General features: G+C 48.3%; 9 protein-coding genes and 1 rRNA gene. 9 read left to right on the forward strand and 1 reads right to left on the reverse strand.

The genetic code is table 11. The features are described 5' to 3' along the window. The first annotated feature begins 14 nt into the window (after nt 1-14). A 5S ribosomal RNA gene (gene rrf / locus DXT99_RS06695) occupies nt 15-126 on the forward strand. A gap of 156 nt (nt 127-282) precedes the next feature. Here the strand turns inward: rrf and DXT99_RS06700 are convergent. Beyond that, nucleotides 283-2,094, reverse strand: coding sequence for a DUF4981 domain-containing protein (locus tag DXT99_RS06700; protein ID WP_115564772.1), 1,812 nt, complete (start codon nt 2,092-2,094; stop codon nt 283-285). Between the two features lie 259 nt (nt 2,095-2,353). On the opposite strand from DXT99_RS06700, the gene DXT99_RS06705 reads away from it, so the two are divergent. The 8 genes from DXT99_RS06705 to DXT99_RS06740 all read left to right on the forward strand — a co-directional run bounded on the left by DXT99_RS06705 (nt 2,354) and on the right by DXT99_RS06740 (nt 12,736). After that, nucleotides 2,354-4,363 carry a BatA domain-containing protein gene (locus tag DXT99_RS06705; RefSeq protein WP_115564773.1) on the forward strand — a complete coding sequence of 670 codons (2,010 nt, stop codon included), beginning with the start codon at nt 2,354-2,356 and terminating at the stop codon, nt 4,361-4,363. 1 nt (nt 4,364) lies between these two features. Then, the gene (locus DXT99_RS06710) at nt 4,365-5,636 is read left to right on the forward strand and encodes a dihydroorotase (RefSeq protein ID WP_115564774.1); all 1,272 of its coding nucleotides are present in this window, start codon (nt 4,365-4,367) and stop codon (nt 5,634-5,636) included. Between the two features lie 60 nt (nt 5,637-5,696). Next, entirely contained in the window at nt 5,697-6,206 is a 510-nt protein-coding gene (locus DXT99_RS06715; protein WP_115564775.1) for a DUF4199 domain-containing protein, read from the forward strand. Nucleotides 6,207-6,232: 26 nt separating this feature from the next. Continuing rightward, nucleotides 6,233-6,757, forward strand: coding sequence for a DUF4199 domain-containing protein (locus DXT99_RS06720; protein WP_115564776.1), 525 nt, complete (start codon nt 6,233-6,235; stop codon nt 6,755-6,757). 3 nt (nt 6,758-6,760) lie between these two features. Then, nucleotides 6,761-7,735 (forward strand): glycosyltransferase family 2 protein, encoded by a 975-nt coding sequence (locus tag DXT99_RS06725; protein ID WP_115564777.1) that lies wholly within the window; start codon nt 6,761-6,763, stop codon nt 7,733-7,735. 11 nt (nt 7,736-7,746) lie between these two features. Then, nucleotides 7,747-8,886, forward strand: coding sequence for a glycosyltransferase (locus DXT99_RS06730; protein ID WP_115564778.1), 1,140 nt, complete (start codon nt 7,747-7,749; stop codon nt 8,884-8,886). Between the two features lie 213 nt (nt 8,887-9,099). Next, entirely contained in the window at nt 9,100-9,888 is a 789-nt protein-coding gene (locus DXT99_RS06735; protein ID WP_115564779.1) for a hypothetical protein, read from the forward strand. 70 nt (nt 9,889-9,958) lie between these two features. After that, nucleotides 9,959-12,736: a TonB-dependent receptor gene (locus tag DXT99_RS06740; protein ID WP_115564780.1), complete on the forward strand. Its 2,778-nt coding sequence runs from the start codon at nt 9,959-9,961 to the stop codon at nt 12,734-12,736. Nucleotides 12,737-12,798 lie beyond the last annotated feature (62 nt).

Genomic DNA, 12,798 nt, shown 5'->3' on the forward strand with positions numbered 1-12,798 from the left:
ATCGCAAGAAAGGCAATGGTGGCTATGGCTCCGGTGAGCACCTCTTCCCATCCCGAACAGAGAAGTTAAGCCCGGACGCGCCGATGGTACTGGGGTCACACCCGGGAGAGTAGGTGGCCGCCAACACAACAACAAGACGCCCCCTGTTAGAGATAGCAGGGGGCGTTCTTGATTTAGAGGCTATCCTAATCTAGTAGGCGAGGCGTAACTAATCCAGCGGCAGCGTATCTAAACTTTCCGGTGTACCTTTCTTTGATCTCAGAGAGATTTTGAAATGTAGTATTACTCGCGCAGTTGATGCAGGTTATGGGTCAGAAATTCTTCCCAGGTTGAAACAAACCCTTTATCGGCCCATGGAAGATTTTCCTGTAATAATAGTTCGAATCTTAAGCGATATGAATCTTTTTCGAACGAATCGAAACTGAAAGGGAGCTTTATAACTTGAGAATTTCCTGGTTTGATGCTCAAATCATTTATCTCTCCCTGCTGAACTACTTTTTCCCCATCAAGTATTTTCCATTGTAACAGTACTTTGTCCAGCACAGCAAAATCCTGAAGATTAACCACATTAATACTGTTGTCTTTGCTGAGCTTTATGCTTACCGGCTGATACTCTTTTTTAAATTCCTGCAAACTCTCCGCGGAAAATTGCTCTAATTGTGGAGCAGAGGGAGGGAGATTAGCAATAGCCTTATTTTTGATGTTATTTAACACCGGCCTTTCTGGATCCAGGACTTTAAGGCTATCCTGTAAAGCAGAAACCCAGGGTTTTGGAGCATCAAAAATATTGTTTTCTGTAGCCCACGCTATCAGTGAGGGCCTGTTTCTGAGTTGGTATAGCATAGACAAACGCTGCTTGAGCCAAATATTGCCATCAATGTCACCCTCGCTGATTGGCTCCTGATCTACATCTAAGTACTGAATAAGATATAAGCCATACTCATCGGCTAAATCATACAAGTCATTATTGGCAGGTAAACCATATACACGTATGGTGTTAAAATGATGTTGCTTCAATTTTATCACGTAGGTTCTTAACTCTTCTGTTGTGGGCGCCGGAGCTCTTAATGGAGGGTGTATATAGGCAACTGCTTTGAGCCGTACAGGAATATTATTTATTCTTAGCTCGCCCTTTTTTAGCTCAGCTATTCTTAATCCTACTTTTTCGCTTATGACTTCAGATGCATTATAACGGGAGGAGTAAGCACCAGAGGTGACAAGAAAAAGGTTAGGTGTTTCAGCGGTCCATTTGTAGGAGTAAACTTCACGGTTAACATAAAAGAAATGATGATGACCTTTTATAGGCTCTTGATTGCCCTGCTTTGTACTGTCAGCTATAATATGGGTCACTACTTTACCGCTGAAGTCCCTGACTTTTTCCTCCCTTCTGATGAAGGAGGCATACCGGGGGCTTTGGGCATGATTTTTCATTCTGAAGCGGTAGGACCAGTTCAGGCCCCTGTAATTTTCTGGATAGGTGTGGAATACTCTTACACGGGAAGCTACAAAACGAATATCAGGGGTAGCTATAAGAAAGAATCTGTAGGCTAAACTATCTATATCGCCTGCATCCTGTTCGCTTGTTATCTTTATAGTTGTAGCTCCTCCTTTAGCTTTCAAAAAAGGCGAGATTCTTATTTGAGTATCTACACCTGGCGATGCCAGTTTTGACTTGTACCCGTTTACCTCTATTGTAAAAGAAGTCTTAGGAGAAAGTATCACCAGAAACTGCTCCTTCCCCAGCCACTGAGAGGGTGTTTCTGCTAAAGTAGAAAACACGGTGACTTGTGCTGTTTTTCCTGTTGCGGTTTTAACTTGCTGGGCCGCTTTATTCCACTTTATCTGTTTCACCCAAGTTGATGATACCGGCTCAAAGGTTAAAGCCTCTGCTTCGTCTTTAAAAGGAATAGTGACTTGCCCATGTTCTATTAAACTATCTGCAATCAGGGCTTCTTCTCTTGTCTGGGCCAGCGAGCCGAAAGCTATTACCTGAAATAATAATATGAACGGCAGAGTTCTCCTGATGCATAAGAAAAACAACCCTACAGGAGTCAATGTATTCCCAGAAGCTAACCTTTTACACATTTCTGGCATTTCGTGAAGGGGATTCGTCTAAGGAATATGAAGCTATCCAACTTTAAAAAGGTAGTAATAAAAGTGGAAACGTCACAGAAATGGGGTATAAAATACGCTGCCCCACCTAATTTTCAGGCTACACTTTCGTTATAACATCATTATACACTTCAGGAGAGGCAACACAATGAAAGAAACATCAGATAACTGCTGATTCAGTTTATGAGTATAGCAGTAAGCTGGCTGTTGTTTTTCAGGGCTTTCCTCTTTAACTTGTCTTATGGCTTTTTTATACCCGTCTTTTCTGTTTGCGCTTGCTGCTATCGCTGTGCCTGTTGTGCTACATTTAGTGCAACTGAGGCGGGCGAAGCGGGTTATATTCAGTAATGTTCGGTTTATTCAGGCTTCTAAAGACCTGACGGCCAGCCAGCGTAATTTAAAAGAGCTGCTGATACTGCTGTGCCGTATTCTGTTCATTGTTTTCCTGGTGCTGGCTTTTGCGCAGCCTTTTTTGCCTGCTTCTAACGCTGTTGCTCCTGCGGATGCGTCCCAGGTGGCGATTATAGTGGATAATACTTACAGTATGCAGAATGTGCACGAGCAGCAGGATTTGTCTCTCCTCAACGTTGCCTCAGACAGAGCGAAGGATATTGTAGGTATGTTTCCTGCATCTACTGCTTTTAAAGTAGCATCCAGCAACAGGGCAAAGCATGGTGCCGCTGTACAGGCTGCGGAAGCTACAGGTTACCTGGAGGAACTGGACTTTTCAGCTAAACAATATTCGGCTGTTGTACCCTCTGCTATTAGTCAACCGGCACATACCTTTATTCTTTCCGACTTTCAAAGAAGTACGTTTCAGCCTTCGGAACTTGCGAGGTATGACAGCACCACACAGGTCCATCTGGTACCTATTGCAGCAGCAGCCACTGGGAATGTTGGCATCGACTCTGTTTATCTGGAAGATGAGTTTATCAGGCCGTCAGCAGAAAATATCCTTCATGTGAGCTTGTTTAATGCCGGAGAAGAGGCTGTAGAAGGGGTTCCGGTAAAACTGATGATAGAGGACCAGCAGGTAGCGGCGCTTAGCGTGGACTTGCCGCCACAACAGGCGACAGAAGCGGTCATGAACTTTAGAGTAAACGGAGCAGGTGCCAAAAAGGCCTATGTGCTGGTAGAGGATTACCCTGTGGAGTTCGACAATACATACTATTTTGTTTTGTCACCCTCCACAGAAGTGAATGTTACTGAAGTGGCGGAAAGTCCTGCTAATTCGCTTCAGCGCCTGTACCAGAACGAACCTTTCTTCCAGTTTACTTCCTATAGTGCGGGCAATATCAATTATGCGCAGGCGGGTACTTCCGATATTATTATACTGAACGGTGTGTCTGACCTTTCGGCTGCCTTAGCCGCTACTGTTACCAACTTTGTGGAGGCAGGAGGTACGGTGGCTGTTATTCCTCCGGCAGGAGGCGAAGTGGCGGGCTATACTACCTTGTTTCAGAACCTGAACATACCTGCCAGCTTTACAGGAGCAACAGCGGCAAGCAGTAAAACAAGCCTGGCAGCGCCAGACCCGAATAATCCTTTTTTCCGGAGTATTTTTTCTGATTATGACCCTAAGATGCAGATGCCTGCTGCAGTGCGCAGTATTGCCTGGAACAGAGCATCAGAAGACATTCTGAAATACAGGGGAGGCGCATCTTTTATGTCAAGGTTCGATAGGGGCAGCGGCCATGTATACCTGATGGCGGCGCCGCTTCAGGAAGATTACAATGCGCTGGCAAACCATGCCCTGTTTGTGCCCATCATGTATAAACTGGCCATCAGTAGCTATAAGCAGCAACAAGCGCTGGCCTATACCTTGTCTGCCAACACCATACAAGTGCCGGCCATCAACAGAAGGCAGCAGGAAGGGGTATACGCACTGCAAAAGGACAGCCTTGCCTTTATACCAGAACAGCAGGTGCGGGGCGGGCGGCTATACTTCAATACACCAGCCGATATGGATGAGGCTGGTTTTTATACGTTGCAGCTTCAGGATTCCACTATCACGACTTTGGCCTTTAACTATGGCAAAGATGAGTCTTACCTGGCACAGTATACGCCGGATGAACTGAAAGCCTTGGTAGGGGCAAGCCGCCAGAATGTGCATGTCTACGAAAGCGGAGATGCTTTTTCAGTGAAGGGCGAGTTCGAAAAAAGTTATTTTGGCGTAAAGCTTTGGAAATATTGCCTAATATTGTGTCTGTTTTTCCTGATGGCCGAAATAGCACTTATTAGATTCCTCTAAAATGAAAATACTTCTCCAAGCAGCAACTATCTATCACCCACAATCTGAACATCATCTACAAAAAAAGAACATCCTGATCCAGGATGGCATCATCACTTACATAGGCTCCGAAACGCAGGAAGCGGATGAAACTATCGCAACCGAAGGACTTTGTGTTTCTGCAGGATGGATAGACATGTTTGCCTTTGTGGGAGAGCCGGGGCTGGAGTACAAGGAAGATTTGCATTCCATAGCTGCTGCAGCGGCGGCTGGTGGCTTCACGGAAGTGGTGTGCCTGCCAAACACAGAGCCGGTTGTGCAGACGAAAGGAACTGTAAATTATGTAAAAAGCATCGCGCAGCAATTGCCTGTGAGCCTTTTGCCGGCAGCAGCTATTACAGTAGATACCCATGGCAAAGACCTGACAGAAATGATTGACCTGCACCAGGCAGGAGCCGTTGCTTTTACAGATGGCACCAAGCCGCTGCAGGGGGCGGATGTACTGCTGAAGGCACTGCAGTATGTGCAGCTGTTTGACGGATTGCTGATGAACAAAGCCGAGCATACGCGCCTGACAGATCACGGGCAAATGCACGAGGGCGAGGTAAGCACCCGCTTAGGGATGAAGGGCATTCCTGCGCTGGCGGAAGAAGTAATGGTCACGCGCGATTTGCAGTTGCTCGCCTACACTGGAGGCAGGATGCATTTTTCACTGCTCTCTACGGCGGCAGCCATCGAGGCAGTCCGGGAAGCGAAAGCGGAAGGCCTGCACGTAACCTGCGATGTGGCCAGTTACCAGGCAGCTTTCACAGACGAGACCGTCTCACCTTTTGATACCAATTATAAAGTAGCCCCGCCTTTCAGAAGTGAAGCCGATGTGGCGGCCATAAAGCAAGGGCTGCAGGACGGAACAATCGATGCCCTTGTATCGGCACATATGCCACACGATACAGAAGCGAAGCGTCTGGAATTTGACCTGGCCGATTTCGGGATCATCAATTTAGAGACGTCCTTTGCTGTGGCAAACAGCACCCTTTCGGGCGTGTTATCGACGGAGCAGTTGGTAGTAAAGTTTACCTCCGGCCCGCGCGGGGTTCTGCGCCTGCCTGAACCGCAAATAGCGGAAGGAGAGGCCGCAAACCTGACGCTCTTCAACCCGAATGCCCCCTGGACCCCATCTGAAGCAGCCACGAAGTCTAAGTCAAAAAACAGTCCTTTCTTTGGCCAGGAGCTAAAGGGGAGGGTAATCGGGACGATACACAAAGGGCAGGCGGTGCTCAATCAGTCTTTTTAATATATTTATACTTATATTGAGCTTGTGTTGGCAAAAGCCCAACAGGGGCGAATTAGCAAAATGCTGAATCAGACAATTATCAGGGTTGGGATACGCTACGGCGTGTTGTGTAGTCTGGCTTGTTTCTTACTGGTGGTAGTCCTTTACTTTATGGGGTATAACCCGTTTGGTAACGCAGGTCGCCTGACGTACCTGCCCATACCTGTATTTATATTTCTTGCCATCCGCTACTTTAAGTTGTTCAACGAGGGCAACATGAGCTTCGGAAAAGGCTTTAGAGTGGGGCTGTCGGTGGCATTTTATACGGCCATGGCGACCGCCATGCTTATTTTCCTTTTCATTTACCTGGTAGGGCCAGAGGTGATACAGGCCCATGTGGCAGAGATGAGGGCTTTACTGGAGGAGACGAGGGAAGAGCAGGTGAGAATGTTGGGGGAAAGCCTCTACGAAGAAGGGTATAAAGCACTGGATTCTTTAACACCGAGTATGCTGGCAGCGGATGATTTTGTGCGGCGGATGTTTGTGGGAGGGATATTTTCATTGATAGCGGCCGTTTTCTTTCGTAAGTAAAACGTAAACCTATAAACACTAACAACATGACCACCATTGAAAAACAACCCTCTGTAGCCTCTGTAGCCCTTAAGTATGGTTTACTCTTTGGTCTGATAGGTGTCGTCTTCCAGGTTATCATTATGGTAACCGATTTAGGAGATAACCGCTGGCTCAGCAGCCTGGCCTATATCATCCTGATTGCCGGTATCGTGATGGCCATGAAAAACTACAAAGAGCAGAACTTCGGCTACATGTCGTATGGGCAGGGGCTGGGGATTGGCACTTTGTTAGGAGCCGTTTTTGGCTTTATGACGGGCTTGTTCACTTGGGTATACACGGAGTTTATAGATACCGAATATATGGCACGCATGATGGAGAAGCAGCGTGTGCAGATGCTGGAGCAGGGAATGACAGATGAACAGGTGGATGCAGGTATGGCGATGGCAGAGAACTTCCAGGGCCCGTTAACAATGATTATCGGCGGAACAGTCATGACTTTAATTTTTGGCTTTATCTTATCTTTGATCATCTCAGCGATAATGAAGAACAGCCGTCCGGAGTTTGAATAAAACATGCAGTATCCTTATGATATTTCGGTCGTGGTTCCCCTCTTTAATGAGGAGGAATCGTTGCCTGAACTTGTGCGCTGGATTAAACGCGTGATGCACGCGCACGAGTTTTCTTATGAAGTGATTTTAGTTGATGACGGCAGCACCGACCGCTCCTGGGACGTGGTGTGCAGCCTGAGTGCCGAAGACAACACGTTGAAGGGCATCAGCTTTAACCGTAACTACGGTAAATCGGCAGCGCTGAACGAAGGCTTTAAGCGCTGTTCCGGCGAAGTGGTGATTACCATGGATGCCGACCTGCAGGACAGCCCGGAGGAGATCCCGGCCCTGTACGATATGATCAAAAACCAGCGCTATGACCTAGTGAGCGGCTGGAAAAAGAAGCGCTACGATCCGCTGAGCAAAACAATCCCTACAAAGTTTTTTAACGCCGCTACCCGCAAGTTATCAGGCATTAAACTGCACGACTTTAACTGCGGCCTGAAAGCGTACCGCCAGCTGGTGGTAAAAAGTATTGAGGTGCACGGCGAAATGCACCGTTATATACCTGTTATTGCGAAGTGGAACGGTTTTACCAGAATAGGAGAGAAGCCCGTACAGCACCAGGAGCGCAAGTATGGCACCACCAAATTTGGCCTGGAGCGCTTTGTTTACGGTTTCCTCGACCTGCTTTCTATCACGTTTGTCAGCCGCTTTAAGAAGCGCCCGATGCACTTCTTCGGCACCATGGGTACGCTCATGTTTGTGGTAGGCCTCGGCATCACTGTTTGGCTGATAGCTCAGAAGATGTTCGGGGTTTACTTCGAAGGCCGTGTTCGCGACATCGTAGACCAGCCACTTTTCTTCCTGGCATTGGTGGCCGTAGTACTGGGAGTGCAATTGTTTCTGGCAGGTTTCCTGGCCGAAATGATCTCCATGGCCTCCAGCAAAAGCAACGAGTACCTTATCCGGGATAGGGTCGGGTCGTTAAGGAAATAAGAGGGGCAACAATGGGAAAGCGGGTAATTATTGTAGGGCCGGCACACCCGTTGCGCGGCGGCGGCATGGCCACTTTCAACGAGCGCCTGGCCTACGCCTTTCAGGAGGCAGGCGATGAGGTGGAGATCGTCACCTTCAGTCTGCAGTACCCTTCGTTCCTGTTTCCGGGCAAAAGCCAATACACGGATGAGCCTGCCCCGGAAGCCCTTCAAATCAAAGTACTGATCAACTCTGTAAATCCTGTCAGCTGGTGGCGCGCCGGCAATTATATCCGGAAGCAGAAGCCTGATCTGGTTATCTTTCGCTATTGGCTGCCTTTTATGGGGCCATCCCTTGGCACGATAGCACGCATCATCCAGAGAAACAGGCACAGCCGCATACTGGCTATCACAGACAACGTGGTGCCACATGAAAAGCGCCCGGGCGATGTGCCTTTCACAAAGTACTTTCTCAGTGCCTGCCAGGGCTTTATCACGCTCTCGCGTTCGGTGCTACAGGATTTAAAGCGTTTTGAGCCAAAGAAGCCAGCAACATACCTGCCACACCCGCTATACGATAATTTTGGCGAAGCCGAAACCAAAGCAGCCGCCTGTGCTGCTCTGGGTCTCGATCCGCAATACAACTACCTCCTGTTCTTCGGGTTTATCCGGGCCTATAAAGGCTTGGACCTGCTGTTGCAGGCCCTGGCAGAACCCATACTACAGCGCCCGGATATAAAGCTCATTGTGGCAGGTGAGTTTTATGAAGATGCCGCCCAATACCACGCCCTCATTCAAAAACTGAACCTGCAGGACCGCCTGGTGCTGCACACTGATTTTATACCTAACGCCGCTGTGCGCCATTATTTCTGTGCCGCTGACCTGGTGGTGCAGCCTTATAAGCATGCCACGCAAAGCGGCGTAACGCAGGTCGCCTATCACTTCAACAAACCTATGGTGGTGACGAATGTAGGAGGGCTTCCAGAATTGGTGCCGGACGGGGAGGTGGGACATGTAGTGGAGCCGCAACCTCAGGCGATAGCGCAGGCTATCCTTCGTTTTTATACTTCGGAACAAGGAGAGACATTCTCTCAGAACATAAAAGGCTACAAAAAACGCTTTAGCTGGTCCCACTTTGTGCAGGCTATCGGGGAAATGGCAGCTAAGCTGTAGCCCGATTTATTCACTCTCGCTTCTATAAAATTTTATAAGGATGCAAGTGATGCTTCACCGCTGAATGTGCCTTCCATTCTCTCTTTGGCTGTTTTGTAGCCCCAAAAATATCCTCTTCAATTTTAAAAACAGAATATTTGTTATAACACTTGTCTATATTTTATAATGAACTTAACTTACTGAAGAATTCATTCAAATTATACAATATAGCAAATGCAGCCGGTAAAACTAAAGTACCTGGTTCTGATAGGCCTAGCGCTACAGCTTTCCTTTTTATCCACAGGTATAACCCATGCACAAAATGATCCGGCACTGGCAGATACTGCGTTCCTGCAAAGCTCAGTACAGCACGCTCTGGCAACTTACGAGGAGGCAGTAGGAGTTCGAACGCATTTATATAACGGCACAGAGTATGTCGACTATAAAAAGCCTCATCTCGAAGGCGATCAGTTTTTCACTTCAAAGGCGGTAATACGGGGAAACATTTTTTACGATGGCGCCTGGTATACGCAAGTACCTCTGCTGTATGATGTAGTAACCGATGAAGTGATACTGCCTCATAACAGCAGCGGCTTGATGATGAAGCTTATCAACGGGAAGATTGACACCTTTCAACTACACGGACACACTTTTGTGCACCACAAAGCAGATAGTACCGGCCAAACCATACTACAGCCCGGATTCTACGATTTAATGTATAGCCAGGACACCCAGTTCCTGGTAAAGAGAAAAAAGGAGATGCAGGACAGAGCGACGCAGAATGGCATGGAGGGCGAGTTCAGGATGGTAGATAAGCTCTACATCCGGAAAGACGGGCAATTCCACCGGGTACACAGCAAGCGGTCTGTTTACAAAGTGTTCAAAGATAAAAAGAGGCAATTGAAAAAATATGCATCTGCACAGCGCTTTAAATTCCGGAAGCAGCGGGAAGAAGCCATACTTGCCTTAACCAGATATTACGATAACTTGTCTGCTGAAGAGGCACAGCGCAGTGATAACTAAAATAATCTACGTCCTATACTTCCATGCTTAAATCAACCCGCCTGAAGTGCCAACTGTAACGAACAAACTTATGACCCACCTGTACCGCTCCATTTTATCTCTTCTTGTGGTTTTGTGTTTTGTGGCGCAGGGGCAGGCGCAGCAAACGAGAACAGCCTTTATTAGCGGTAACTTTACGTCCGCTACTTTTGAGGAGTTTGCCCGTGAGGTGGAGGCGCAGACCAATTACCACTTTTACTTTGACGCTACTGCTGTCGACAGCCTTTCTGTTACACTGCAGGTAAAGGAACAGCCGCTTTCAGACGTACTACGCCAGGTTTTTCAGAATACAGACTTCCAGTTTGCCATAGACGCCACGCAGCGAGTATTTATCACGAGGGGCACGCAGCTCAGTGTAAGCCTGCCAAAGAATTTCTTCGAGCCTATGGAAAGCACAGCGGAAAGCGCACCACAGGTAGCAGCTACCCGATTACAGGGCGAGGAAAAAGAAATTAAAAAAGCGGGCTCAGAGCTAAAGCTTTACGAGATAGGTGTAAAAAGAGAGGGCGCAACAGGTAAAGCGAACCTGGCCGGGCACCTGCGCGATTCTAAAACCGGCGAACCGATTATTGGTGCGGCAGTATACATCGAGTCCCCGCTGATAGGCACCACTTCCGACCAGTACGGCTACTACTCCCTTACCCTGCCTGTGGGCCGCCACGAGCTGAAAGTAAAAGCCATCGGACTGCAAAACACGAGGCGCCACATCATGCTGTACTCCGAAGGAAAGCTGAACATTGACATAGCCGAAGATGTGCGGACGCTGAAAGAGGTGCTGGTAGAGGCGGAAAAAGACAAAAATGTGTCGGGGCTGCAGATGGGTATGGAAAAGCTGGACATCCGCACCATCAAACAGGTGCCCACGGCTTTCGGCGAAACAGATATCTTACGTGTGGTGCTTACGCTGCCGGGTGTAAAGTCGGTGGGAGAGGGTAGCACAGGCATGAACGTGCGCGGAGGCAGCACCGACCAAAACCTGATTCTGTTTGATGATGCCACCATTTACAACCCGTCGCACCTTTTTGGCTTCTTTTCAGCCTTCAACCCCGACATTCTGAAAACGGTAGAGCTTTATAAAAGCGGCATTCCGGCTAAGTATGGCGGTCGCCTGTCGTCGGTGCTGGAGGTAACAAGCCGCGACGGTAACAAAAAAGAGTTTGCTGGTTCTGGTGGTATCGGTTTGCTCACGAGCAGGCTTACCCTGGAAGGACCCATCAGGAAAGACAAAACATCCTTCCTCATCGGGGGCCGCAGTACCTATTCTGACTGGCTGTTGAAAAAACTCCCGAATAAATCATTTAACGAAAGCTCTGCCGGCTTCTACGATATCAACGGGCACATCAGCCATGAGATAAACGAGAAGAACACGTTATACCTGAACGGCTACCTGAGTAAAGACAGGTTTCAGTTGGGTGCCGACACCTTATACCGGTTCAGCAATCAGGCGGCAAGCCTGAAGTGGAAGCATATCTTCCAGAACAAATTGTACGGCGTACTCACGGGTGTTTACAGCCACTATGATTACGATGTAACCAGCAAGAAAAACCCAGTGAATGCCTCCAGGCTTACCTTCGGTATAAACCAATCGAACCTGCAGGCCGACTTTAGTTATTTCCCTACTTCCAAGCATACAGTGGATTTTGGCGCAAGCTCTATTCTCTACAATGTAAACCCGGGCACCCTAACGCCCAATAGTCCTGAATCGCTGATTGCGCCGAACAGGCTACAGGCAGAGCGGGCCATTGAAAGTGCCATCTATGCTTCTGACCGTTTTGATATAACCCGCCGTTTCTCAGTTTCTGTGGGACTGCGCTACTCGTTCTTCAATGCCATGGGGCCACGGTCCGTTAACAATTACGCCCCCGGAGCTCCTAAAACGGAGGGCACGATACAGGATACGGCTGTTTATAAATCAGGCGATGTGTTTGCGACATACCATGGGCCGGAGTACAGGCTGTCGGCTAGGCTTGGGCTAACCGATAATTCCTCCGTGAAGTTAAGTTTCAACCGCATGCGGCAGTACATTCACATGCTTTCCAATACTACTTCCATTTCGCCCACAGATGTGTGGAAGCTGAGTGATGCGAACATCAGACCACAGGTAGGCGACCAATTGGCATTGGGTTATTACAGAAATTTCAGGGCCAACACGATTGAGTTCTCCGTGGAGGGATATTATAAAAAGATGCAGGATTTCCTGGACTACAAGAGCAGTGCTACCCTGGTCATGAACCACCACATAGAAACGGATGTGGCAGGCGCAGAAGGCAAGGCCTATGGCGTGGAAGTGATGCTGCGGAAAGCAACCGGCAAAATGAATGGTTGGGTGAGCTATACGTATTCCCGCACGCTGGTGCGCCTGGATGACGCGGAGACCGGCGAAAAGATAAACAACGGTGAATACTACCCCAGCAATTTTGACAAGCCGCACGATTTTACCCTTATCAGCAACTACCGTTTCAGCCAGCGTTTCAGCACCTCGGTTAACTTTACCTACAGCACCGGCCGGCCTATAACCCTGCCGCTTGCCAAGTATACCCTGGGCAACAGCCAGCGCATTTATTACTCTGACAGAAACGCCTACAGGGTGCCCGACTATTACCGCCTGGACCTGGCACTAAACATAGAGGGTAACCATAAAATAAAAAAACTGGCGCACAGCTCCTGGACGTTGGCAGTCTATAACCTGACCGGGCGGCGAAACCCTTATTCCATTTACTTCAAAGCAGAGGAAGGCAGAATAAACGGGTATAAGATGTCCATCTTCGGCCAGCCTATCCCCACCATCACCTATAACTTTAGATTTTAATGCAGATGTATACCCGACGTCTTAAAAGTATAATTTGCTGCTGCTTACTGCTGCTTGTTGGT

It is taken from the genome of Pontibacter diazotrophicus (assembly GCF_003367245.1).
GTDB classification, from domain to species: domain Bacteria; phylum Bacteroidota; class Bacteroidia; order Cytophagales; family Hymenobacteraceae; genus Pontibacter; species Pontibacter diazotrophicus.